Below are 25,150 nucleotides of genomic sequence, written 5' to 3' on the forward strand. Positions count from 1 at the left end.
GACCCGCGGGAGCGATCCCGCGGGTCTCTTTTTTTCCGCACCGATGGGATGTCCGAAAGCCCGGCCCGAAGGGGCCGGGTGCGCGTCACATGCCGCTGCCGCCGAGGATGCGGCCCGCCTGCTGGGCAGCCGCGGCGCCGCCGCCGGCCACGCCCGACAGCAGCTGGCCGATGAAGCCCTGGTCCTTGCCGCCGGTCGGTGTCGTGCGCGAGACGAAGTCGAACACCTTGCCGTCCTGCAGGCCGTAATTGGCGATGTTCTCGACACGGCCGTCCTTGCCGAAATAGACCGCCATGATGCGCTGGTCGACGAGCTTCGGATTCATGAAGGCTGCCTGCCGCACGCGGGTCTGCGAGATGTAGTAGAACACTTCGGTGTCGAAGGTGGCCGTCGTCGACGGCGTGCCGAGGGCGAGCAGCACCTGCTCCCGGCTGGAGCCGACGGGAACGAGTTCGAGCGCCTGTTCGTCGGCGACGTAGCCCTGGGTGATCGTCTCGCGCGGGTTCAGCGCATCGGTGCTGCAGGCCGGCAGCGCGAGCACGGCAACCGCGAGACCCGGCAGAAAGATCATCCGGGACTTGAAATCGTGAAAGGGCACCGACATCTCCATGCAAATGCGGCCATCATCCTTGCGCGGGGCCGCGAACTCGGTAAACCAGCTTCTTCGCCGATGCAACCGGAAGCCCGGAACCGGCGCTCGTGGAGACCCCCCGGCATGCTTTCACGCCTCTTCGGCCATTGGCGGACATCGAACCGGAACGTCCTCGACAGCCTCTACGAACGAATAGTGGCGGCGGCGCGGCAACCGGCGTTCTATTCGCAGTGGAACGTGCCCGACTCGCCGCTCGGCCGGTTCGAAATGCTGTCGCTGCACATGTTCCTGTTCCTCCACCGCTGCCGTCGCGACGAACCCGCGCTGCGCGAGATCGCCCAGCAGCTCACCGACGAGTTCTTCACCGACGTCGACCACTCGCTTCGCGAACTGGGGATCGGCGACACGGGCGTGCCCAAGCGCATGAAGAAGCTCGCGCGGATGTTCTACGGCCGGGCGCAGGCCTATGGCGAAGCGGTCGACGCCGGCGACCACGCGGCGCTGGCCAGGGCGCTCGCCCGCAACGTCATGCCCGAAGCTGCGGATTGGGCTGAGGCACCGCTTCTGGCGGCCTATGTCATGGAGGCCCATTCGGGGCTCTCTGCCCAGCCGTCGGAGGAAATCGCGGCAGGACGGCTGGCATTCCCGGCGCGCGCGGATTAACGGCCGGACGATCATGACCAGCCCAAGCTACACCCAGAGCCCGATCTCCTTCAAGGCGAACGTCCTGCGGCTACCGCGCAAGGGAATGCCCGTGCTGATCGATGCCGATGAGGGCCAGCGCGCGGCACTCGCCGCCGAGCACGACCTGCTGTCGGTGGATCGCCTGCATGCCGACCTGCTCGTTGTCCCCTGGAAGCGCGACGGCGTGCGGGTGACGGGTCACGTGGAGGCGGAGATCCTGCAGGCCTGCGTGGTGACGCTCGAGCCGGTTCCGGCGTCCATCCACGAGGCCATCGACGCCATCTACATTCCCGAAGGCTCTTCGCTCGCCAGGCGCGTCGCCGACCCGTCGGGCGAACTCCTCATCGATCCGGACGGCCCGGATGCGCCGGAGCTCTTCGTCGGCGATACGATCGACGTCGGCGCGACGGCCGAGGAATTCTTCGCCCTGGCGATCGACCCCTATCCGCGCACCCCCAGCGCCGCGGCAGCCCTCGGAACTGCCAACCGCGACGAACCGGGGGAGAAGGTTTCTCCCTTCGCGAAGCTCCGGTCCCTCAAGCCGGAAGGCTGAATGGGATCGCAGGAACCGATTCCGGTTGTGCGCGCTTCGAAAAAGGATATTTTCGCCGGGCTTTGGCGAGGCGCCGCAGGCCGGCAACCAACGACGAGACGAGTGTGATCAGAATCTCCATCGATGCCATGGGCGGCGACCACGGTCCGGAGGTCGTTCTTCACGGCCTGGACAACGTCGCTCAGCGCCGGTCCGACGTCCGGTTTCTGATCTTCGGACGCGACGACGCCGTGTCGCCCGTGCTGCTCAAATATCCGCGCCTGGCCGCGATCTCGAGCTTCACGCATTGCGAGGTGTCGGTCCGCATGGACGACAAGCCGAGCCAGGCGCTGCGCCACGGTCGCTGGAAGTCCTCGATGTGGAAAGCGATCGAGGCCGTGAAGGCGGGCGACGCCGACGTGTGCGTCTCGGCCGGCAACACCGGCGCGCTGATGGCCATGTCGAAATTCTGCCTGCGCACCATGGCCGCGATCGAGCGCCCCGCGATCGCCGCCATCTGGCCGACGGCCAGGAGCGAGAGCATCGTTCTCGACGTCGGCGCGACGATCGGCGCCGATGCGCACCAGCTGATCGACTTCGCCATCCTCGGCAGCGCCATGGCGCGCGCCCTGTTCCAGGTCGAACGGCCGACGGTCGGTCTGCTGAACGTCGGCGTCGAGGAGGTGAAGGGCCAGGAGGACGTGCGCGAGGCCGGTCGCCTGCTGCGCGAGGCCGAACTGGCCTCGATGCGCTACCACGGCTTCGTGGAGGGTGACGACATCGGCCGCGGCACGGTGGACGTGGTCGTCACGGAGGGTTTTGCCGGCAACATCGCCCTGAAGACCGCCGAGGGGACCGCCAAGCAAATCGGCGAATACCTGCGCTCGGCCATGTCCAGGACGCTGATGGCCAAGATCGGCTATCTCTTCGCCCGCAGCGCCTTCCAGCGCCTGCGCGAGAAGATGGACGTGCGCAAGATCAACGGCGGCGTGTTCCTCGGCCTCAACGGGATCGTCGTGAAGAGCCATGGCGGGACCGACGACGAGGGCTTTGCAGCCGCCGTCGAACTCGGCTACGACATGGCCCGCAACAAACTGATCGACAAGATCCGCGCCGACATCGACGCCTTCCACGCCGCGATGCCCACAAGGCGCGCCGGTCAGCGACCCGATGGCGAGCCGACCGACTTATAGGGGCAGGAAATGATTCGTTCTGTAGTCCGCGGCGTCGGCTCCGCCTTGCCACGGCGCATCATGCGCAATGCCGATTTCGAAGGCATGGTGGAGACCTCCGACGCCTGGATCGTGCAGCGGACGGGAATCACGCAGCGCCACATCGCCTCCGACGACGAGACGACGGCCTCGCTGGGCGAGGCGGCCGCGCGTGCTGCCCTGGACGCAGCCGGGCTCACCGCGCAGGACGTCGACCTGATCGTTCTCGCGACATCGACGCCCAACCACACTTTTCCGGCGACCGCGGTCGAGATCCAGGAACGCCTCGGCATGCGCCACGGCTTCGCCTTCGATCTCCAGGCGGTGTGCAGCGGCTTCGTCTATGCGGTGACCACGGCCGACCTCTATATCCGCGGCGGTCTCGCCAGGCGCGTCCTCGTGATCGGAGCGGAAACCTTTTCACGGCTGCTCGACTGGACCGACCGGTCGACCTGCGTGCTGTTCGGCGACGGCGCCGGCGCGCTCGTCCTGGAAGCGGCCGAAGGGGAGGGCGGCCTGGCGGACCGCGGCGTCCTCGCCGCCAGCCTGCGCTCGGACGGCACCCACAAGCAGAAGCTCTACGTCGATGGCGGCGTCTCGACCACCCGGACGGTCGGGCACCTGCGCATGGAAGGCCGCGAGGTGTTCAAGCACGCCGTCGGAATGATCACCGACGTCATCGAGGCGACGTTCGAGGCGGGCGGGATCACAGCCGACGATCTCGACTGGTTCGTCCCTCACCAGGCCAACAAGCGCATCATCGACGCCTCCGCCAAGAAGCTCGGGATCGCCGAGGAGAAGGTGGTGGTGACGGTCAACCTTCACGGCAATACGTCGGCAGCATCGGTTCCGCTCGCCCTTTCGGTGGCGGTTGCGGACGGCCGCATCAAACGCGGCGATCTCGTTCTGCTGGAAGCGATGGGCGGCGGATTCACCTGGGGAGCGGTCCTGATCCGCTGGTAGATCGCGACTGAACCCCAGACTAGGGTCTTCTTGACCTTCGGGGTTCGATTTCCTAACCTATGCACATAGAATAATTACAACTTTTTGATGAATGGACGGATCGATGGGGGGAAAGACTCTGACGCGCGCCGATCTTGCCGAGTCCGTCTATCGGAAAGTCGGCCTGTCGCGCACCGAATCCGCTCAACTGGTCGAGATGGTGCTCGACGAAATCTGCACGGCGATCGTCGCCGGCGAGACGGTGAAACTCTCCTCCTTCGCGACGTTCCATGTTCGCGAGAAGAACGAGCGGATCGGTCGCAATCCCAAGACCGGCCAGGAAGTGCCCATCCTTCCGCGCAAGGTGATGACGTTCAAGGCATCCAACGTCCTGAAGAACCGCATCCTGGAAGCCCACCGGAAGGCGAAGGCCAAGGGCTGATCGCCATCGGCGGGCGGCGCGGCTCTGCCGGCGCGGCCATTGGCTGCGCCCTTGAACGGCGGAGCGCAACCGGTTGAGATGGGGGGCGATGATTCGCCGAGAGAGCCCGAGATATGGAAAAGAGCCCGGATGCATTCCGCACCATCAGCGAGGTGGCTGAGGATCTCGATCTGCCGCAGCACGTGCTCCGCTTCTGGGAGACTCGCTTCACGCAGATCAAGCCCCTGAAGCGGGGAGGCGGGCGCCGCTACTATCGCCCGCAGGACGTCGACCTGATCAAGGGCATTAAGAGCATGCTCTACGACCAGGGCTACACGATCAAGGGCGTCCAGAAGCTTCTTCGCGACAACGGCAACCAGTTCGTCGCCGCGATCGGCGCGGGCGATCTCGCCGCAGCCGAGGTCATTGCCCAGCGCAAGCAGCAGGCCGCTCCGGCACCGGTGGCGGCGCCGGCCGCTCCGCAGGCGCGTGGCCAGGACGATGAAATGCTGGTCGGTGAACCGAAGGTTCGCCCCAACAGGCGCTTTTTCGGCCTCGGCAAGGCGGAGGATGACGGCGCCGTGCCGTCCGACGGGTCGAAGCTCACCCGCGACAACCGGGCTCTCCTGCAGGAGGCCCTGTTCGACCTGCTCGAGTGCAAGCGGCTGCTCGACCAGGTCCGATAGCCCGCGGGCAGGGCGGGCGCACGATCGGCGGTCAGTCGTCGTTCGCGGCCGTCAGATGTTCGGGGCGGATGCCTTCCTCTGCGCGGACGTGGTCGAGAACGCGCGCCATCACGAGGCGGCGCGATTTCACCAGCGGCGCCATGGCGGCGCGCACCCTTTCGAGCCGGGGGTTCTGTCCGTGCTGCTCCACCGCGAGGGGGCTGGCGTAGATCTCGCTCACCATCAAGCGGTTGGGGATCGGCTCGCCTTGGCGGTCGACCGGTTCCAGCACCTCGAAGCGAAGGCAGCCCTGCTCTTCGGCGAGCGTACGGCGCGCATGGTCGAGAACCAGCGCGCGGAAGGCGTCGATACGCCCCTCTTCGATTTCGTATTCGACGATGATGGCCTGCTCGTCCACGAACCCCTCCATGACGCGTCGGATCCGGGCCGATCGTAGCCTGCGGATCACGCGGACGCCAACGCGGGGATGTGTCCGGGGTTCCCGTCCACGAACGTCCGGACGAGATCGCGAGGTCTACTTCTCCCGCGCGGTGTAGGTCCCGTCCCAGCCGGCAGGCGGCGGATCGGCCCGCAGCACGGCCAGACGACCGCGCATGATCTTGTAGAGCTTCGCGAGTTCGACCGGCGCGTCGGCATCGAAATCGTCGAGCGTCTGTTCGGCCGCGTCGAAATCGAGTGAACGATACTGCGCGAGGAAACGGTCGTGGCGCGCCTTCAGCGCACGGAACGCCTGGCTCTCCTTCACGTCGCGCTGGCCAAGCAGGGTGTAGACCGGCGTCGGCTCGGCACGGCCGACCAGTTTCACCCGGTCCACCTCCAGCATGGCGAAATCGTCCATGCCCTCGGCCGTGCTGCCCGAAATCAGGTTCGACAGTCCGTACTGCTTGGTCATGCCCTCGATGCGCGCGGCGACGTTCACCGGGTCGCCGATCGCCGAATAGTCGAAACGCTGGCGCGAGCCGAGATTGCCCACGCAGCAGATGCCCGTATTGAGGCCGACGCCGACGGCGATGTCCGTTCCGAATTGGCGGTTGAAGCCGACGAGCGCCGCCTGCATGGCGAGCACGCTTTCGCAGGCCCTGCGCCGGTGGTCGGCGACGTCGAGGGGCGCGTTCCAGAATGCCATGATGCCGTCGCCCATGTATTTGTCGATGGTCGCGCCGCGCTCCATCAGCACGTCCGTCATGGGAGTGAGGTAGTTGTTGAGGAACTCGGTGAGCTCGTTGGCGCCGAGCTTTTCGGAGAGCGTGGTGAAGCCGCGGATATCGGCAAACAGCAGCGTCAGTTCCTTGTTCTCGCCGCCGAGCACCAGGCTCTGCGGATTGTCCATCAGCTTCTCGACCATCGACGGCGCGAGATAGTGGCTGAAGGCCGAGCGGATGTAGCGGCGCTCGCTTTCGCTGACCAGCAGGCGCACGCCCGACGCGATGCCGTAGGCGAGCAGGCTGCTCTGCGCCGGCAGGATGGGCGAGAGCAGCATGTTGTACCAGGCGAAGGCGAGCCAGCCGGTGACCACCGCGATGGCGATGGCGGCCGCCGCCACCAGCGCATTGGCGAGCGCCGGCAGCGCCGGCAGGAAGGCCAGCACCAGGATCGTCAGCACCACGGCCAGAGCCACCTCGGCACCGACGGCCCAGTCGGGCCGGCTCAGAAAGGTGCCGCCGAGGATCTGGTCGATGATCTCGGCATGGACCAGCACGCCCGGCACGCCCGAGGCGAGGGGGGTGGAGACGAGGTCGCGCAGGCCGATGGCCGACGTGCCGATCAGCACGATGTGGCCGGCGATCACGTCAGCGAGCGCCGGATCGACCGTGTCGCGCGCGAGTTCGGCCGCAGGCACGACGTTGGCCACCTTCTGTCCGGAGAAATAGACCCACATGGTCGCGTCGGGGCTCGTCGGCACCTCGTAGTGGCCGTTCTTCACCGCCACCATGCCCGGCAACCCGGTGTCGTGCTCGCCATGTGCCCCGGTGCTGCGGATCACGAAGCTGGAGGCGCCCTGCGCGATCCGCAGCGATTCCATGGACAGGGCCGGATAGAGCTTCTCCCCGTAACGGGCGATCAGCGGGATCTGCCGCACGACGCCGTCGCGGGCAGGGGGGAAGTTGATCAGGCCGATGCCGGGGGCGGCCGCGTCGAGGACGGCGAGGTTGCGCACGCTGCCCTCGTAGCCGGGCAGGTACTCGAGCGGGCTGAGGCCGCCGAAGCCGAAGCCGGCCTTGGGATCGGGCGGCGGCGTGCGCGTGGTCTCGGCCAGCGCCAGTCCGGCGATGACGGGCGAGCGTGCGAGCACGTCGGCCAGATAGGCATCGTTGTCGAGCACCGCGCCCTGCGGCGGCTCGGTCACCTGGAACCCCTGCCGCCGCAGGTCCTGCAGCGCCAGCACGGGCGAGGTGCGGTCCGGCTCGGCCAGCAGCATGTCGAGCCCGATCGACGCCGCGCCCATGTCGGTCATGGTGGCGATGATGCGGGCGAGCACCGTGCGCGGCCAGGGCCATTGCCCGAGTTCGCCGATGCTGGCGTCGTCGATGTCGATGACGGTGACCGGGCTGCCGGCCGGCTGCCGGGGCTTGATGGCCTGGTAGCCGTCGAAGACCATGGCGTTCAGCCGGTCGACCGGGCTGAACGGCGAAAAGGCGGCGAGGATGACGAAGGCCGCCGACAGCACGCCCGCCGCCCAGATGGACGTCCGGCGATAGCGCCGCAGGGTCGCGCCGAGATTCCTGGCGAGGCTGGTCACGTCACGGTTCCGACGCCGCCTCGCGGTACCGATCGCCCGAATCCATGCCCTGACGGTTCATGGCAGGCGTCAGTTTCCGATCCCGCTCTGTGCGCTCCCGGCGATCGTTCCTGTGGCCATGACGTTGTCGCTTCCGCTCACGCCCTGGAACCCGAAGTTCCCGATGACCCCGCCGGCCTTGATCGGACCATTATTCACGAAGGCGCCGTTGACGGCGCCGTTCATCCCGGAGCCGCTGAGATAGCCCGAAAACAGTGCCTGATTGCTGGTCGACGCGTCGCTCACCCCGGCGGAAAGGTTCAAGCCATCGAACGAGTTCAGGTTCACGGTTCCGGTCCGGTCGTTGAAGTCGAAGGTCATGTTCATCGTGCCCGACGCGATGTATGTCGATGTCCCCTCCTGGTTCTGACGCGTGACGTTGCCGAGCGCCGTGCCGGAATAGGTGGCGACGATGTTCGTCGGCAGGTCGTCCGGATGGGTGATGTCGCCCGCGACCCAGCTTCCCATGTGGGCATAATCCGTCCGCGTCTCGGTTCCTTCGCCCGTATCGACCTCAGTCCTGACCCGCGTACCCCACCAGCCCCAGTCGAGGAACGAGCAGTCGCTGCAATGGGCATAGCCGTCGATGGGATTCGCCCGGCCGGACACGATGTAGCTGCCAGGATTGTCGCCCGCCTTGTTGGGAAGATCCTGTTCGTCCTCCGTGACGAGACGGGTGTTCTCGTTGCTGCCGTCATGGACCGCACCGAAGCGGTCGTCGTCGACGAAGGCGCTTCCGACACCGCCGAAGCTGAGCGCGTAGTAGTCGACGACGCCGTTGGTGCTCGGCCAGTACTCGCCCGGCACCTGGAGGGTGTCGTAGAGGACCGCCGACGCGGAAACGGTGTTGTTCACCGCATCGGTCGACAGCGTGAGCGTCGGATTGATGCCGCTCATGCCGATGTAGGGGTTTTCGGCGCCGCCGTCGCTCGATTCGAACAGGCCGGCCATGAAGCCCTGATGGGTGCGCGTCGTGCGGCTGAGTTCGCCCTGCGGGGTCGTGTCCGTCAGCGAGGCCACGTGATGGGTCGCGAAGGGGAAGCCGTCTGCCAGATAACCGTCCTGCTGGTTGCCCGTGTATCCGGCGTTGTTCAGCGTCGTATCGGCAAACCCATCCGCAGGCGTGATGCTGGCGCCCAGGACGAAATGCTCGGCATTGGCGCCGAAGAACGCATTGCCGGAGGGCCCCGCCGTGGCGACCACCGAGCCGCGCATGTTGGCCGGCCCTTCGCCGGCGTCGAAGCGGAACGAGCCGCGCCGGATGCCGGCAAGCGTGGCGTCGCCTTCGTCGTCGATGCCGACCGGGCTTGCGATGACGAAGGCCGCGCTCTTCTGGTTCGAGCCTTCCCCCTCGATATAGATCCAGGACTGGAACAGCTTCGCGTCGAGATTGGTCTCGCCCGTTCCGTAGTTCGCAGCCGTATCCGATTCCACGATGAAGAGGTTCGAGGAACTGAGGAACTGGTTGTCGACGGCGCCGAACAGATCGTCCACGAAGAAGGGCGCGTCGATTCCTTCGATGGGATCCTGCGTCAGCGTGTACTCGCGCACGTTCGTCCCGGTGTTGAGGCTGGAGATCACTTCGCTGGAGGTCGGCGTGCCGACGATCACCTGATAGGGATCGCGCGGATCGCCATCGAAGCCGAGGAAATAGGCCGCGAAGTCGCCGGCACCGGCATAGGCGACGCCCGAGACGGCCTGGCCGTCGGCGATCGTCCCGCCGATGATCGTGGTCGCGAGCCCCTCGTCGCCCACGGTTCCGGTGAGGTCGGGAAGCGAGGTGAGCGTGTCCTCGTTCATGAGGAGACCGCCGACCTTGTCGAAGACGATGTTGCGGTCGGACGCTTCCGTCGTGCCGACGAGACCGCGCTGGCCCGCATTCTCGAAGGAATCCTCCGACCCGAGGGGGACGAAGATGTCCGGCGCCGTCAGCACCCGCGCCGTCACGATCTCGACCCGCTCCGTCTGCTTGCCGACGATCGTGCCGACGGCGTAGAAGTCTTCGTTGTTGATCGTGAAATCGCCGATCACGCCGGCGGCGATGGTTTCGCCGTCGTTGACGAAGGCGCCGCTGACGTAGAAATAGGTCTGGCTTTCCCCGTTGGTGGCGTAGAACTCGGCCTGCTGCGATTCGCCGATCCCGTAGGCGACGCCATCGAGAGAGACACCGGCGAAATTGTCGATCCAGAACTCGCCGGCGCGGTCGTTGAAGTTGTAGCTCATGCCGAACGTGCCGGACGCGATGTACTGCGCGGCACCGGCTTCGCCCTGATACGATGCGACCGTGCCCAGCATCGTGCCTTCGTAGGTCGCGCGCACATTGATCGGCATGTCGACCGCTGCGGTGATGTCGCCTGCGACCCAGGTCCCCATGTGGACGTAGTCGCGCCGGCCATAGGGGAGCGCTTCGCTCTCCTCCGGCTCCACGACGACGCGCGTGCCCCACCAGCCCCAGTCGATGAAGTCGCAGTCCGCGCAGTGCGAATAGCCTTCGATCGGGACGGCGCGGCCGGACACGAGATAGCTGCCCGCATTCGTCGTGTCGGTGTGGGCGACCTCCTCGCCTTCGATCTCGTTGTAATAGTCCGCGTCCGTCAGGATGCGGGTGTTCAGCGGGGAATTGTTCTGGACCGCGCCGTAGACGTCGTCATTGACGAAGGTGTTGCCGCCCGTGGCGCCCTCGCCGGTGGTAACCAGCGGACTGAAGCCGCCGATCGGGACGCCGTCCACCCCCTCTGGCGCGGCGCCGAAGGTGAGCAGATACTTGTCCACCTCCAGGTCGTTGCCCCGGACGTCGGTGACCACGCCGACCGCCGCCACCGAATTGTTTTCGGCGTTCAGCTGCATGAAGAAATTCGGACCAGCCTCGCCGGCGAGCGCGACCGGGTAGTTCGGATCGAAATTGGTTTCCATGGCGCCGGCCATGAATCCCGAGACCGTCCGCGTCGTGCGCGCGACGTTCTCCTGCGGCGTTTCCTCGACCAGCGCGGCCACGTGCTGCGTGACGAAGGTGCCGTCCTCGTCATAGGGATCGACGGAGGAATCGACGAAGGAATCGTTCGGGTCCAGCGTCGAGCCGATGACGAAATGGTCGGCATTGTCGCCGAAGAAATGCGATCCGTCCGGACCGGCGAGCGTGGTCATGTAGCCGCGCATGTTGACGGCGCCGTCATAGGAGGACGAACGATAGCTGCCGCGGCGCGACCCTTCGAGAGTATCGGTGCCCGCCTCGTCTTCGCTGGCCGCCGAAGCCGTGACGAAGGCCGCACTCTTCTGGTTCAGCCCGTCGCCCTCGATCGAGATCCAGCTCATGAAGGTCTCGAATTCGCCGGTGGTCGAACCGCCCGGCTCGACGATGTAGAAATCGGTCGAACTCGCGTTCGTGACGGGACCGTAGGAGGTCGGCGCGAAGAACGGCACGCCGCCCGTGCTCGGGTCCGAGGTCAGCGTGTAGCGGCGGATGTCGTTGAGCGAGACGTTCTCCGGCGCTTCCGTGAGCTCCGTTCCCGTGCCGTGGATCATGTAGAACGGGTAGGCCGTCTCCGTCCCGTATTCGAGCAGGTAGGCGGCGAAATCGCCGCGGCCGGCATAGGCATAGCCGGTGAGGGAATCGGCGCCGAAGAGTCCGTCGTCGACCGTGAAGGTCTCGAGGCCCGCATCGCCCTGTGTCCCGGTGTAGTCGGGAAGGTCGATCGCGGCTTCGTCCGAAACCAGACGTCCGCCGGTTTTCGTGAAGGTCACCTCTTCCTGCGTGAAGATCTGAGGCACGCTGAGGCTTCTGAAGCTGAAGCCCGAAACGGCGCCGGGTCCGCCATAATAGACCGTGCCGGAGCTCGTGGCCGGTGTCGTGACCTCGCCGCGCGTGTCGACGTCGCCGACATTGGTCTCGATGTCGTCGACGTCCGTCGCCTTCACCGCAACCGAACGCGGCGTGGGCAGCGGCGCGTTGTTGGGGAGGTTCGAGTTGCTCTGCGGGAGCGGGCTGTTCTGCACCGTCCCGTCGTTCGGCTGCTCGTCGGAGCCGCCCGTCTGCCCGTCGCCGCCGGACAGGTCGGACTGGAACGTCGAGGCGTCGCTCTCCGTTCGGCGCCGCACGTTGGTGTCGAGCCCGCCGCCGCGGCCGCCCTGGACGACCAGCGTATAGCCCGGCTCGTAGATGCGCGAGCGCCGGCCGTCGCGGCCCCGGAACTGCACCTCGTCGCCGAAGATCATGGAGAACAGGGCCTTGTCGGAGGATTCGACACGACCCTCGACCATGGCGCCGCGGATGCCGATGGTGCCCACCGGCGTGTTGATCGTGGCGCCGTCCGGCCGGCGGCTGGTCTGGCCGCCGATGAAGCGGAACGCGCCCTTGGCGACGGAAGCGACGACCTTGGCGTCGCCGGTCGCGGGGTTGTAGACGAACTCGTCGATGGTGAGCTGGCTGTTCGGCCCGACCGTGAAGGTGGTGCCGTCGAGCAGCAGGATCTGGACGAGCCCGCGTCCGTCGGTGGTGATCTCTTCGTTGAAGATGACGTTCTGACCAAGCGAGATGATGCGCGGCGCGGCCCCCGGCGGCCGACCCTTGGCGTCGGTGTTGACGGCGGCGGCAACGCCTACCTTGGCGAAGGCGGGCGCCTGTGCCGACACGAGAGCGACGGCGGCCACGCCGGCGGCGAGGCTGCGCATCGGGACCGATCGTGCGAAGGGGGCAGCCATGGTCAGAACCTCTTCACGACGCTGAGCGAGACGGAGACGTTGTCGTAGTCGCGGATCGCATAGTTGGAACTGACGTTGCGGTACTCGCCGTCGGCCATCAGCGACCAGCTCCTGGACACCGGCACCAGCAGGCTGGCGCCCACATAGGCCTCGTGGTCCACCTCGGCCTGGGTCGGGTCGATGACCGGATCGGCCTCGTCATACGCGCGGTACACGTAGCCGGCGGTCGGCGACAGCGTCCAGGGACCGTACTGGCCGCCCAGCGGCGAGGCGAAGGCATAGCTGAAGCCGCCCGAGATGCCGGCCTCGACATAGGCGAGATAGCTGCGCTCGGCTTCGGTCAGCTGCACGTAGCCGCCACCGGTCAGCATGAAGCTCGGCGTCACGATGTAGCTGTTGTTCGTGTAGAGGCGGTACTCGCTGCCGTCGCGGTTGTCGGCGGTCGGAGCCGCGCTGGATTCCTGGTAGTCCCGGTAGCGGTATTCGAAGGCGGTGAGCAGCGACGTTCGGGCCGAGGGGCGGATGACGAAGCGTGCGCCCGCACCGCCGGCCGCCGAATAGAAGTGGTCGTTGACGAAAGCGCCGGACGCGATGCCGTAGACGCCGAGCACCGCGTTGTCGATGCCGAAACGGCCCATGTCGAAGGCCGGGCCGAAGGTGACCTCCCCGAGCGCCGTGTCGAGCTCGTCGCGCTCGAACTGCTTTGAGGCATAGGTGATGAGGTCGACCTCGAGCGAATCGCCCTGGCTGGGCAGGTCGTAGCTGAAGTGAAACAGCCCGGCGCCGTAGACGTTGCCGTCGGACGCGCCTGCCGATCCCGGATCGATCGTCAGGCCGCCGCTTGTCAGGACGGTGCCGATGCCCGGGGCACGGTTGGCGTTGGTCTGGTAGCGTACCCCGAGACGGACCTGACCCGAGAACCGCGTATCCATCTCCGCCGTCGCGATGCCCGCCAGGTATTCCTCCACCTTGGCCCGCACCTCGTCCGGCACCTGCTGGCCGGAGATCGCGGACGTGAAGTAGGTCCGTGCCGTCTCGAAGGCGCCGAGCCGGTAGTACAGCACGCCGAGTTCGAGCTGCAGACGCGGCAGGCCGGGCGCGAAGATGAGCATGCGCTCCAGCGTAGCGATCGCCGCTTCGAGATCGCCCACTTGCGCGGAGAGGGCTGCGTACCGGAAGGCCGTGTCGAGATCGTCGGGCTTTTCGAGCATGCGCTGGAACAGCGCCGTGCGCTGCGCCTGCAGGGTCGCGACGTCGGCGGTGACCTGTGGAGGGGCAACCGTCTTCGGCGCGACCTTGGGATCGGTCTGCGCGGAAGCGGCGGTCGAGCACAGAAATGCGCCCGCCGCCAAGAGAACTCGCATCCTCAGTTGCACAAAACCCTCCGGCCGCCGCGTCATTCCAGTCTGACGTTGGGTCAAACAAGAAGCCGTGTCAATGCATTGGAGATTGCGCGGGGTCGGCGCTAGTCCGCCATCGGCTCACTGTGTCGTTTCGGCGACAGGCCGCAGCACAGTTTGAAGGCAACGGCGGATCATTTGAATAAAGTTGGTGCAGCCGATGCGGTTACACTTGCGCAAGAAGGGTGGATCCGGCCTGCAAGAGGCGTCAGCGCGGGTGATGAAAAAGGTTGAGATAAGTCGGATCGAAGTCGGCGAGCCTGACGAGACCGTCCCAGTCGCGAATCGTGATGCGATTGCCTTTCCAGGTGGTGAGGCCGGTCGCACGAAGGTCCTGCAACGTCCGGTTCGTGTGCACGATCGAGAGCCCCACGAGGTCGGCGATCTCCGCCTGCGTCAGCGGGAAGTCGAAGGAGCCGTTCTCCACGAGCCCCACCACTTCCAGGCGCCGGTACACTTCGCAGACAAGGTAGGCGAGGTGGCGGATCGGCTCCATGCGGCCCATACAGGCAATCCAGTTGCGCTGAATGGCGGCGTCGATGGCGACCATCATGAAGAGCACGCGGCCCAGATGCGGCATCTCGGTCGCCAGCCGCTGGATGTCGCGGTGCGGCACCATCGCCACGGTCACCGGGGTCAGCGAGATGACGGCATGGTCCATGATCTTGAGAAAGAAGCCGTGCAGATCGACGAAATCGCCCGGCACGTGCAGCGCCGTCAGTTGGCGGTTGCCGTTGGCGAGGTGCCGGCTGCGAGCGGCCAGCCCGTCGACCAGAAGGCAGCTCTCCGTCGGCCGGGCGGCTTCCGCGACGATCTCCTCGCCGTCGCCGAAACGCTTGAGTCGCCACGGCAGATCGCGCAGCGCCTGCCGCTCCTCGTCCGACAGCGCGTCGCGCCGCTCCAGCGACGCGATCAGCGGCTGGGGATCGAAGCGCTGGGTATCGCCGGACGGCCCGGACTGTGTTCCCGACGGCGGCGGATCCATTACGAGGATCCGCGACCCGGTGTCGCCTGCGCGGATCCTGGTCTTCCCATCTTCGTAACTCGCCAAAACGACGTCCCCGTGCTTGCAGGCCGGCCTGATCCGGACGAAACGCAGGCAATGGCGCGGGGTTCCGCGGGGAAGAGGGCGGAATCCCGACATGCGGATGGCCGGCGTGGACGAGGGAACCCCGGGACGAGTCAGTGGTTCTTGCGAAGCCGCCGCACACTTGGCCCAACACCCGACTGCGGCGGTCGCGCCGTCGCGCAGGTCGCGGCGGCGCGATTTCCGCGGCGGCTGGAGCGCGCCGTGGTGCCGTGGTCTTGTGACGCGCAGCGGATGGTCCTGGTCCCGTTCCCGCGCATGTCTTTCACCCGAAACCGATGCCCGCTTCCGGCAGACATGTTCGTCCGGCGATGCGGTCACCCGCGCCGCAGCAGCGTCGCCATCCGGCGCGTCGCGAGCGCGTATCCCTCGACCCCGAAGCCCGCGATCACGCCGTCCGCCCGCAGCGAGACGTAGGAATGATGGCGGAAGCTCTCGCGCTTGTGCACGTTCGAGATGTGGACTTCGAGCACGGGTCCTTCGAACGCGTTCAGCGCGTCGAGGATCGCGATCGACGTGTGCGTGAAGGCGCCCGGATTGATGATGATGCCGGCCGCCGCCTCCCGCGCCTCGTGGATCCAGTCGATGATCTGGTGTTCGGCGTTGGATTGCATGAAGCGCAGGCCGAGGCCGGACGTCTCCGCGAGCGCCCGGCACGCGGCCTCGACGTCGGCGAGCGTCTCGCGGCCGTAGATCTCCGGCTGGCGTTTGCCGAGCAGGTTGAGGTTGGGTCCGTTGAGGATGAACACCGTCTGCATGGCAGCCTCCCGCGCGCCCGCCGATCCCCCGGGCGTCGCGATCGGCGACGACCGGCCGGCCTTTCGATGGCCGCGTTAGGTCCGATTTTCGCGGCGCCGTCAAGCAGCCCAAGGGCGCGTGGGATGTCTCTGCGACCGGGTGCGGGCCTCCCGCCGGAACGATCCGACGGCGTCGCGGTTCGGAGGGCGGAACGGGGACGGACCCGCCGCTCATGAGGGCAGGCGGATGCCCGGGTCCCGCAGCGATGGAAGGGAACCCTCCGATGATCGACACCAAGACACATGGATACATCGACTATGCCACCGGACTGCTTCTGCTCGTCGCGCCCTACCTGTTCGGTTTTGCCACCGGCGGCGTCGAGCAGTGGCTGCCGCAGCTGATCGGCGCGGTCGTCATCGTGATGAGCCTGCTCACGCGCTACGAACTCAGTGCGGCCAAGGTCATCCCGCTGCGGGCGCATCTCGGCGTCGACATGGCGAGCGGGGCGCTGCTGGCCGTCTCGCCGTGGCTCTTCGGTTTCGCCGGCATCATCTGGTGGCCGCACCTGATGGTCGGTCTGATGGAGATCGTCGTCGCCGCCGTGACCCGTCGCGACCCCGAGGCCGCCGCGCGCGGCCGGCCCTGAGACGATCGGTGCCGGACGGAGCAGAGAGGACCGACCCGCCGTGGCGAGTGGCAATCCGCGTCCGCGCCGGCGCACCGAGATCATCGCCCTTGCGGGCGTCCTGATGCTCGTGGCCTCGTCCTGGGGTGCTTCCTGATCCTTCCGTCCGCCGAGACGTCGCCGATCGCGCCGCCGACTGGCGAAGAGACCCACACCGACGCGCCGGGCGACATGGAGACGCCGGAGAGCGCCAGGCCCATTCCGCCGCGGGACTGAAACTGCAGCGTCCGTCGATCCCCCAGATCCGTTCGCCGCGCCTTGGCGCTTCGTCTTCGGACATGTCTTTCGCCCGAACCGATACCCGCCTTCGGGAGACATGCTTTCGCCGATGCAGCCCGGGCCGATCGGCAAGCCGGCCGCCCTTAGGCTCCACCAGGCCAGCGCACGCCGGCGTGCCGCGGGCCTGACCATGGACGAGGTTCGCAGCGATCGGCCGCGGTGCCTTCGCGTCGGCCTCTCGGATCGGTGGTCCGGGAACGGCGGGACTTCTTTCCGTCGGGCAGGCCGGATTCGAACCGACGACCCCTTGACCCCCAGTCAAGTGCGCTACCGGGCTGCGCTACTGCCCGAAGGAAAGAAGTCCCTGCTCGGCGCCTGTTCAACCGCCCGAAGCCGCCGGAGATCCCTGGGACCTGCCGTGAGCACGCGGCTCCGAACCGCGGGAAGCCCTATCGCCTGATGCGGACCGGCGCAAGGGGAAAATCCGGTCTTTCCCGCTCGAAGGCGGGGCGGCCCCCGGTGCCTTTCCCTCAGACGACGATCGGGCTCGCCGCGCCGTCCATGCCGATCGATACGCCGGTGACGTAGCTGGCGCGTGCGGAAGCGAGGAAGACGACCATGTCGGCGATCTCGCCCGGCGCCGCGAAGCGCCCGAGCGGAATGCGCGCCAGACCGCGGGCGCGCGCCTCCTCGACGGTCGTCCCGGCGAGACGGGCATCCGCTTCCAGCCCCTGGGTCATGCGCTCCGTCTCGGTGATTCCGGGATTGACCGCCACCACCCGCACGCCGCGCGCTGCGTAGGCATTGGCGAGGCCCGCGGTCATCAGCATCAGCGCGGCATTGGCGGCGCCTCCGGGGATGTGCGTCGGCGACGCGACCTTGCCGCCATTGCCGACGACATTGACGACCACGCCGGCACCGCGTGCGGCCATCCGCTTGACCAGGGGATCGATCGCGTTGACGTAGCTGAAGAACTTGGCGTCCATGGCGGCCCGGTAGGCTGCGGGGGACAGCTCGTCGGGCGGCGTCCGGCGCGCGGCACCGGCGCTGTTGACGAGGATGTGGGCGGCTCCGAGTTCCTCTTCCAGCGCGTCGATGGCTCGCAGTGCAGCTTCGGCGTTGACGAGATCCGCCACGGCGGTCGCGATGCCCGGCAGCCGCATCTTCGCCGCCGCAAGGCTGGCCTCGTTGCGCGCCACGATGCCGACGCGCGCCCCTTCGGCCAGGAACGCCTCCGCGCAGGCGAAGCCGATGCCGCGCGAGCCGCCGGTGACGATCGCCACCTTGTCTTTCAGTCCCAGATCCATGTCAGTCTCCCTTGTCGCGACAGGAGTGCCCTTGCCGGACCGTCGGCGCAAGGGCCGGATCGCATCGAGGCCGGGAGCAGCGTCAGCGCGCTGCCGTCGTTGCGCATGTCGCGGGCCGATAGTGGCGCATCACCGTCCACTGGTGGCGCTGCTCCAGCGCGATCCCGCCCCAGACGAGGCCGAGCAGGAGATAGAAGTGGCGCCAGTGATCGGTGTCGATGACGGTACCGAGCAGCACGTGCCCGAGGAACACCACCCAGGCGCACAGGAGGTAGGGCTGCCACGGCCGGTCGCGGAACAGGATGCGCAGGCCGGCCGCCAGCGTCCAGACGATCATGGTGAGCCAGCAGGCGAAGCCCAGCCAGCCATAGTCCATCAGGGCCTTCAGCCAGATGTTGTGCGTGTCCTCGCCGTAGAGCTTGCCGAAGACCAGCGGGCCGATCCCGAGCGGCTTCTCCATCGCGAGCACGAAGCCGATGGCATGGCGGGCAAAGCGCCCGAGGCGCGCGCCGTCATAGTCCTGGACGAGCTGGGCGCGGGTCGAGAAGATGTCGGCGATGGCGGGGATCTGCAGCGCCACAAGGAGTCCGACCGCCAGCAGGCCGAAGGCCACGCCGCCCATCAGGAGGAGGCGCAGCCTGAAGAAGGCGCTGCGGCTGCGGATGAACAGGAGCAGCGAGAGCAGCAGCGCCGAGAAGGCGAACAGGCCCCAGGCGCCGCGCGAGAAGGACAGGAACACGCCGAACGTGATGATGCCGAGCGGCAGGGCGAGCAGCGGCATCCTGGCCACGGGTCCGGTGAGCATCCGGTAGAGCAGGTAGATGCCGGGCAGCGTGATGAACGGGCCGAAGACGTTGGGGTCCTGGAAGGCGCCGGCCGCGCGCTCGAACTTGGTGAACATCTCCGCGCCGGGAAAGGCGTGGAAATAGCCGAGGATGCCGAGGACGGAGGTGAAGAGCGCCGCCGCCACCCAGGCGTGGAAGATCAGGCGGAAGAGCTGCGGCCGGCCGTCGAGCACGGCCGCGTAGAAGATCGCGGTGAAGGCGAGGAACAGCGAGACCGCGATGTAGAGCGGCGCGTCGCCCAGCACCGCCATCTGGGTCGCCGCGATCATCCCGCCGATGTTGAAGACGACCAGCAGGACGGCGAGCGGGGTGACGGCGCGCGAGATGCGCAGTCCGAACAGCGCCCAGACGGCGATCAGCGCCACCATGTAGAGCTCGTAAGGCGCCGGCTCGCGGATGACGAAGCCCGACAGGAAGACGCCGAGCGTCACCGCGCCGGTCGGCAGCAGGCCGGCCAGCCAGGCGTTGACCTCCGCGCGCGGGACCGCGCGATGCGAAAGGGCGGCGCTCGCGCTCAATAGGCGTTTTCCGTGTTGAGCAGCCGGATCGGCGTCAGGAAGAGGATCTTGAGGTCGAACCAGAGCGACCAGTTCTCGATGTAGTGCAGATCGAACTCGGTGCGCTTGCGGATCTTCTCGTCCGTGTCCATCTCGCCGCGCCAGCCGTTGATCTGCGCCCAGCCGGTGACGCCCGGCTTGACCTTGTGGCGGGCGAAGTAGCCGTCGACCACCTCCGTGTAGAGCAGGTTGTGCGACTGCGCGGCGATGGCGTGCGGCCGCGGCCCGACGAGCGACAGGCTGCCGAGCAGCGCGTTGAAGAACTGCGGCAACTCGTCGATCGACGTCTTGCGGATGAAGCGACCGACGCGCGTGACCCGCGGATCGCCCTTGGTGACGGCGCGCTTCGCCGTCGGGTCCGACTGGTCGGCATACATCGAGCGGAACTTGAAGACCTCGATGACGTCGTTGTTGAAGCCGTGCCGCTTCTGCTTGAAGAGGACCGGCCCCTTCGAATCGAGCTTGATGGCGATCGCCGTCGCGATCATGACCGGCGAGAAGACCAGGATGCCGAGCAGCGAGAAGACGATGTCGAAGGCGCGCTTGGCGACGGAGTCCCAGTCGTTGATCGGCTTGTCGAAGATGTCGAGCAGCGGTACCGACCCGACGAAGGAGTAGGCGCGCGGCCGGAAGCGCAGCTCGCTCGAATGCGCCGACAGGCGGATGTCGACCGGCAGCACCCAGAGCTTCTTGAGCAGCGACAAGACGCGCGACTCGGCGGTGAGCGGCAGCGAGACGATCAGCATGTCGATGCGCGCGATGCGGGCGAACTCGATCAGTTCCGAGACGTTGCCGAGCTTGGGGTAGCCGGCCACGATCGGCGGCGATCGGGTGTCGCTGCGGTCGTCGAAGATGCCGCAGATGCGGATGTCGTTGTCGGCCTGCTGTTCGAGCGAGCGGATCAGCGTCTCCGCCCCGCTGCCGCCGCCGACGATCACCGCGCGGCGTTCCATCGTGCCGTTGCGCGCCCAGCGGCGGATCAGGCGCGACATCACGAGCCGCAGGACGAAGAGCGTTGCGAGACCGGAAAGGTACCAGGTGCCGAACCAGAGGCGTGAGAAGTCCTGCGAGGTCTTCATGAGGAAGGCACCGAGCGCCATCAGGGCAAAGACCCCTGACCAGACGAGGACGATCCTGCGGGCATGCGCGAAAGGACGGCGCAGCGCTGCCATCTGGTATGCGTCGGCGATCTCCAGCAGGACGACCGCGAGCAGCGCGCCGCCGAAGCTCGTCCAGACGTAGCTCCAGTCCATGCCGATCCGGTCGTAGTGCATGTAGTGCGCGGCGGCGCCGCAGAGTGCGAGCAGCAGGAATTCCAGGATGCGCAGCTTGCCGCTCACCATCACCGGCGACATGGTGTCCGATCGATATTGCGCGGCCACCCGTTTCGCGAAAGGTCCGAGCTCCGTCGGCCCTCCCCGCGGCGCGTGGGGGTCGTCGAAGCGTCGAACGGCATCCGGCGTGAAGCGCGATGACGGGTCGATCTGGTTCATGTCGCTGAGCCTGTTGTGGCTCGAACGCTAGCGCGGATCGGCTAACATTCCCTTGCGATCGCGCCGCGTATTGGACGGATCCGGCGGCCGGGCGTGGCGTTCGACGCGCGTCTCCGCACGGCCTCAGGGCAGGACGCTGCGGTAGACGGCCTCGATCTCCTGCGCCATGCGGGCGACCGAGAAGCGCTCGGCGATGTCGGCGGGCCGCGGCATGGTGGCGGCCCAGGCATCCGGATCGCCGACCGCCAGGGCCATCTTGCCGGCGATGGCGACCGGATCCGGCGTCACCAGCGCCGTCGGCGCACCGGCGAAGATCTCGGGGATGCCGCCGACCGCGCTGGCGATCATCGGCCGGCCGGCCGCCAGCGCCTCGAGCACGATGTAGGGCAGAGCTTCCGCGCGCGACGGCACGACGACGGTCCGGGCGAGCGCGAAGGCCTGTCTGGCGGGCATGGGATCGAGGAAGGTGACGCGGGACGACATGCCGCGCTCCGCCACGGTGGCGACGTAGCGGTCGCGGTCGTCACCCGAGCCGACCATGACGGCCGTCAGCGGCCGGCCAAGCGCATTCTCGGCCAGCCCGAGTGCATCGATGAAGATGTCGGGTCCCTTCAGGTCGCGCATCATGCCGATGTAGAGGAAGTCGCTGGCGTCGGCGGCAGGCAGGACGGGCTCGAATTCTGCCGGCGTCACGCCGTTGTAGATCACGCGATGGCCGACTTTCGGCTCCCCCACCTTGCGGCGATAGGTGTCCTGTTCGTATTCGGACACGAAGAGTATCTGCTCCGAAACCCGCTCCAGCAGGCCCTCGAGCATGAACGTGGCGCGGCCCGTCATGCTCGAGGGACTGTAGTGCAGGCTGCCCCCGTGGGGCGAGTAGAGGCGGGCGACGCGAGACCTGGATACCCGCAACAGTGAGCCGAACACGCGCGAATAGACGCCACCCTTGGCGCTATGGCCGTGCAGGATGTCCGGCTGCAATTCCCTGATCAGTCCGAACGTCCGCCAGGCCGCGGCGATGTCGCCGAGCCCGACGTGACGCTGCATGGGCGTGCGCCGCACGCCCAGTTCGAGTTTCGGTTCCATGGCGCGGAACAGCCGCGCCTCGTAGTCTCCTCCCGTGGAGGAATCGCAGACGATCCCGACCTTGTGTCCCGCCGCCGCCTGCGCGTCCGCGAGGTCGCGCACGTGGCGGAATATCCCGCCGACCGGCGACCGGAAGCAGTGGACGATGCGCAGGCCCTGGCTCACCGGAGGCGTGACCCATCCTGATCAGAACAGGCGTTCACGGACATAGACCGTATCGCCGGGAAGGATGGGATCGGACGTCAGCACGCGGCCGGTCATGACCTTGCCGTTGATGTCGCGGGTGATGTCGACGTTGGCCTGGTAGGCGCGGGGCGAATAGCCGCCCGCCGCCGCGACCGCCTTGTGCACCGTCATCCCGGGCACGTAGGAATACTGTCCGGCCGCACCGACCTCGCCCATGACGAAGATCGGGCGGTAGCGGTCGATCTCGACCGAGACGTCCGGGTCGCGCAGGTAGCCCCCGCGCAATTTCTGCGCGAGATCGGCCTCGATCTGCTGCGCCGTGCGCCCCCGTGCGCCGACCGCGCCGACGAGCGGGAAGGCGATGTAGCCGGCCTGGTCGACGCTGTAGACGTTGGACAGCCCGTCCTGCTCGAAGACGGTGATGCGGATGCGGTCGCCGGCGTCGAGCACGTAGGGCTTGTTGATGGCCGCGTGGAAGGCGGGCGCGACCGGGCGATAGCCGGCGCAGCCGGCCAGGAGAAGCACGGCGAAGGCGGCGGTCGAAACGGCGAACGGGCTTTTCATCGGAGACACGCACCCTTTGGCGGACCGCCGGTAACCCGACGATCGAAGACCGGACCGTTATCCACTCGTTAGGGTTAATGCCCGGTAAAGGCAGGGAGAGAACGACCTCGACTTTTTCGGATTCCGGTCCTTCAGGCCTGATTAACCTCTTGTGAAGACGTCTGAATTTTCGGTTATTCCGATCTTAACCGGCCAGTTACCATAGGTGTTTACCATCTGGGGCCACAAGTGAGTGGAGTGACCACAGATGGCCGTCGCCGACGCCTCCCGAGCGGATCTCGACATCGACATAGGCGCGCTGGTTTCGAGCCTCGCACGCGACTGGAAGCGGATCGCGCTGGTCGCGGTCTGCGTGACGGCCGCCGCCTTCGCCTTCGCCAGTCTCGCCACGCGGCATTACCAGGCCGAGACGCGCATCCTGATCGAGACGCGCGAGTCCGTGTTCACGCGTCCGGCCGCCGGCAATGACGATACCACCATTCTCGACGACCAGGGCGTGGCCAGCCAGGTGGAAGTCATCGGCTCGGCCGACCTCCTGAAGCAGGTTGCGCGCGATCTCGATCTGGCTGCGATCGCGGAATTCGAGGCGTCCGGGCAGGTGTCCTTCGCCGGGCGGTTGCTGATCCTGCTCAGCCTGAAGTCCGACCCCGTGGAACTGCCGGCGGAAGACCGTGTGCTCAAGGCCTTCCGCGAGAAGCTGACCGTCTATCGCGTCGAGAACTCGCGCGTCATCGTCGTGCAGTTCTCGTCGGAGGATCCCGCGCTCGCCGCCCGTGTCCCCAACGCGATCGCGGATGCCTATATCGCGCTCCAGCGCAACGCCAAGCAGCAGTCCAACGCCGACGCGACCGACTGGCTGGAACCCGAGATCGCCGACCTCAGCGCCAAGGTGAAGGCGGCCGAGAGCAGGGTGGCGGACTTCCGCTCGACCACCGACCTGATGGTCGGCAACAACAACGCCGCGCTCGCCACGCAGCAGCTCTCCGAACTGTCGAGCGAATTGTCGCGGGTCAAGGCAAGCCGTGCCGCCTCCGAAGCGACCGCTTCGGCTGTCCGCCGGTCCCTTGCGGCAGGAGCCTCGATCGACGCGCTGCCGGGCGTCCTCGCCTCGCCGCTGATCCAGCGCCTGCGCGAGACCCAGGTGCAGCTCCGGGCAGACATCGCCGACCTGTCGGCGACGCTGCTCGACAATCATCCGCGCATCCGGGCGCTGCGGTCGCAGCTCGCCGACCTCGACAGCCAGATTCGCAACGAAGCCCGCAAGGTGCTGGAAGGTCTCGACACCGAAGCCGACGCGGCGCGGCTGCGCGAGGAGGAACTCACCGCCGAGCTCAACCGCTTCAAGGCGGAATCGGCCCGCGTCGGCGAGCAGGAGGTCGAGCTTCGCGCTCTCGAGCGGGAAGCCGCCGCGCAGCGCGATCTGCTCGAGACCTATCTGACCCGCTATCGCGAGGCGGCCTCCCGCAAGGATCGCAACTACCTGCCGGCCGACGCGCGCATCTTCTCCCGCGCGAGCGCGCCTTCCGAACCCTATTTTCCGAAGGTCGTGCCGATCACCGCCGCCGCCTTCGTGGCCGCCCTGCTGGTGATGGCCCTTGTGACGCTGCTGCGCGAACTGTTCAGCGGCCGCGCGCTGCGGCCGGCGGCGGCCGCCGAGCCCGTGCGCGACGTGCCGATGCCGGTCTATGTCGACGGCACTGGACGGACGACCGACGCGGCTGCGCCGGCGGGAGCCGGCACGGAGGCGGCTCCGGCGTTCACGAAGGGACAGGTCACGGTCGAGGTTGCGGCCGAGCGGCTGATCTCGCGCGGCGCCTCGCGGGCCGTGTTCGTCTCGCCGGAAGGCGACGAGGGGGCCGCGACCGCCGTCATGGTGGCGCGCGAGGTGGCCGACGCCGGGTTGCGGACGCTCCTTCTCGACCTCACCACCACCGGCGCGGCCTCGCGGCCGATGCTGGAAGGAACCAGCCACAAGGGCATCACCGACCTGCTCTGCTCGGAAGCGCAGTTCACCGACATCATCCACCCCGACCTCTATTCGGACTGCCACGTCATACCGGTGGGCACCGCCGACCCCGCCCGTGCGATGCGGGCGGCGGATCGCCTGCCGATCATCATGGATTCGCTGACGACCGCCTACGACCTGGTGATCGTCGAGTGCGGCCCGGCCGAGCCGGCAAGCCTCAAGCGTCTCGTCTCCGGCGCGACGGAGGTCGTCATCAGCGTGATCGAGGAGGGGGACGCGGCCATCTCGAAGACCGAGCAGAACCTGAAGTCGGTCGGCTACGAGAAGGCCTTCCTGGCGACGCCGCTCGGTTACGTGCCGCCGCGCGCGCCGACGCCCGACGAACGCTCCGCCGCCTGAGGACGAAACGGAGCCCTGGCACAAGCCTCCGCAGGTGACGAGACCGGTGCCACCCGCTAGAAGCGACGCCGTG

Annotated in this window: 20 protein-coding genes and 1 tRNA gene; 8 read left to right on the forward strand and 13 right to left on the reverse strand. The window is 67.3% G+C overall.

The window, feature by feature from the left end:
• Window positions 1-85: 85 nt before the first annotated feature.
• Window positions 86-604, reverse strand: a complete 519-nt coding sequence (locus IAI54_RS00415) for an outer membrane protein assembly factor BamE (protein ID WP_187972951.1) — start codon at window positions 602-604, stop codon at window positions 86-88.
• Window positions 605-715: 111 nt separating this feature from the next.
• Between IAI54_RS00415 and IAI54_RS00420 the strand changes: the two genes are divergently transcribed.
• From IAI54_RS00420 to IAI54_RS00445, 6 genes are all read left to right on the forward strand, one after another.
• A complete protein-coding gene (locus tag IAI54_RS00420; protein WP_187970502.1) occupies window positions 716-1,255 on the forward strand; it encodes a ubiquinol-cytochrome C chaperone family protein in 540 nt (179 codons plus the stop codon).
• A 13-nt stretch (window positions 1,256-1,268) separates the two neighbouring features.
• Window positions 1,269-1,829 (forward strand): YceD family protein, encoded by a 561-nt coding sequence (locus IAI54_RS00425; protein ID WP_187970503.1) that lies wholly within the window; start codon window positions 1,269-1,271, stop codon window positions 1,827-1,829.
• Window positions 1,830-1,933: 104 nt separating this feature from the next.
• The gene (plsX, locus tag IAI54_RS00430; RefSeq protein WP_187970504.1) at window positions 1,934-3,001 is read left to right on the forward strand and encodes a phosphate acyltransferase PlsX; all 1,068 of its coding nucleotides are present in this window, start codon (window positions 1,934-1,936) and stop codon (window positions 2,999-3,001) included.
• A 9-nt stretch (window positions 3,002-3,010) separates the two neighbouring features.
• Complete coding sequence (locus IAI54_RS00435) at window positions 3,011-3,982, forward strand: beta-ketoacyl-ACP synthase III (RefSeq protein ID WP_187970505.1); 972 nt, start codon at window positions 3,011-3,013, stop codon at window positions 3,980-3,982.
• A 103-nt stretch (window positions 3,983-4,085) separates the two neighbouring features.
• Window positions 4,086-4,403, forward strand: coding sequence for an integration host factor subunit alpha (locus tag IAI54_RS00440; RefSeq protein ID WP_187970506.1), 318 nt, complete (start codon window positions 4,086-4,088; stop codon window positions 4,401-4,403).
• 113 nt (window positions 4,404-4,516) lie between these two features.
• Entirely contained in the window at window positions 4,517-5,068 is a 552-nt protein-coding gene (locus IAI54_RS00445; protein WP_187970507.1) for a MerR family transcriptional regulator, read from the forward strand.
• Between the two features lie 31 nt (window positions 5,069-5,099).
• Here the strand turns inward: IAI54_RS00445 and IAI54_RS00450 are convergent, their stop codons facing one another.
• From IAI54_RS00450 to aroQ, 6 genes are all read right to left on the reverse strand, one after another.
• Entirely contained in the window at window positions 5,100-5,465 is a 366-nt protein-coding gene (locus IAI54_RS00450; protein WP_235679207.1) for a putative quinol monooxygenase, read from the reverse strand.
• A gap of 117 nt (window positions 5,466-5,582) precedes the next feature.
• On the reverse strand, window positions 5,583-7,808 hold the full coding sequence (locus IAI54_RS00455; protein ID WP_187970509.1) for a CHASE2 domain-containing protein: 2,226 nt from the start codon (window positions 7,806-7,808) through the stop codon (window positions 5,583-5,585).
• A gap of 69 nt (window positions 7,809-7,877) precedes the next feature.
• Window positions 7,878-12,545, reverse strand: coding sequence for a FecR family protein (locus tag IAI54_RS00460; RefSeq protein WP_187970510.1), 4,668 nt, complete (start codon window positions 12,543-12,545; stop codon window positions 7,878-7,880).
• Window positions 12,546-12,547: 2 nt separating this feature from the next.
• Window positions 12,548-13,897 carry a tetratricopeptide repeat protein gene (locus tag IAI54_RS00465; RefSeq protein WP_187970511.1) on the reverse strand — a complete coding sequence of 450 codons (1,350 nt, stop codon included), beginning with the start codon at window positions 13,895-13,897 and terminating at the stop codon, window positions 12,548-12,550.
• A gap of 256 nt (window positions 13,898-14,153) precedes the next feature.
• Window positions 14,154-14,930, reverse strand: coding sequence for a Crp/Fnr family transcriptional regulator (locus tag IAI54_RS00470; RefSeq protein WP_187970512.1), 777 nt, complete (start codon window positions 14,928-14,930; stop codon window positions 14,154-14,156).
• A gap of 419 nt (window positions 14,931-15,349) precedes the next feature.
• Window positions 15,350-15,790, reverse strand: a complete 441-nt coding sequence (gene aroQ / locus IAI54_RS00475) for a type II 3-dehydroquinate dehydratase (RefSeq protein WP_187970513.1) — start codon at window positions 15,788-15,790, stop codon at window positions 15,350-15,352.
• A 263-nt stretch (window positions 15,791-16,053) separates the two neighbouring features.
• Between aroQ and IAI54_RS00480 the strand changes: the two genes are divergently transcribed.
• Window positions 16,054-16,416, forward strand: a complete 363-nt coding sequence (locus IAI54_RS00480) for an SPW repeat domain-containing protein (protein WP_187970514.1) — start codon at window positions 16,054-16,056, stop codon at window positions 16,414-16,416.
• A 534-nt stretch (window positions 16,417-16,950) separates the two neighbouring features.
• On the opposite strand, the gene IAI54_RS00485 is transcribed toward IAI54_RS00480, so the two are convergent.
• From IAI54_RS00485 to IAI54_RS00510, 6 genes are all read right to left on the reverse strand, one after another.
• A tRNA-Pro gene (locus tag IAI54_RS00485) sits at window positions 16,951-17,024 on the reverse strand.
• 180 nt (window positions 17,025-17,204) lie between these two features.
• On the reverse strand, window positions 17,205-17,981 hold the full coding sequence (locus IAI54_RS00490; protein WP_187970515.1) for an SDR family oxidoreductase: 777 nt from the start codon (window positions 17,979-17,981) through the stop codon (window positions 17,205-17,207).
• A gap of 82 nt (window positions 17,982-18,063) precedes the next feature.
• On the reverse strand, window positions 18,064-19,344 hold the full coding sequence (locus IAI54_RS00495) for an O-antigen ligase family protein (protein ID WP_187970516.1): 1,281 nt from the start codon (window positions 19,342-19,344) through the stop codon (window positions 18,064-18,066).
• Complete coding sequence (locus tag IAI54_RS00500) at window positions 19,341-20,876, reverse strand: undecaprenyl-phosphate glucose phosphotransferase (RefSeq protein WP_187970517.1); 1,536 nt, start codon at window positions 20,874-20,876, stop codon at window positions 19,341-19,343. The genes IAI54_RS00495 and IAI54_RS00500 overlap by 4 nt, the downstream gene beginning before the upstream one ends.
• 123 nt (window positions 20,877-20,999) lie before the next feature.
• Window positions 21,000-22,127 carry a glycosyltransferase family 4 protein gene (locus tag IAI54_RS00505; protein ID WP_187970518.1) on the reverse strand — a complete coding sequence of 376 codons (1,128 nt, stop codon included), beginning with the start codon at window positions 22,125-22,127 and terminating at the stop codon, window positions 21,000-21,002.
• A gap of 21 nt (window positions 22,128-22,148) precedes the next feature.
• Window positions 22,149-22,712, reverse strand: coding sequence for a polysaccharide biosynthesis/export family protein (locus IAI54_RS00510; protein ID WP_187970519.1), 564 nt, complete (start codon window positions 22,710-22,712; stop codon window positions 22,149-22,151).
• A gap of 247 nt (window positions 22,713-22,959) precedes the next feature.
• Here IAI54_RS00510 and IAI54_RS00515 point away from each other — a divergent pair, with 247 nt between their 5' ends.
• Window positions 22,960-25,077: a GumC family protein gene (locus IAI54_RS00515; RefSeq protein ID WP_187970520.1), complete on the forward strand. Its 2,118-nt coding sequence runs from the start codon at window positions 22,960-22,962 to the stop codon at window positions 25,075-25,077.
• Window positions 25,078-25,150 lie beyond the last annotated feature (73 nt).

The organism is Aquibium microcysteis, assembly GCF_014495845.1.
Taxonomy (GTDB): domain Bacteria; phylum Pseudomonadota; class Alphaproteobacteria; order Rhizobiales; family Rhizobiaceae; genus Aquibium; species Aquibium microcysteis.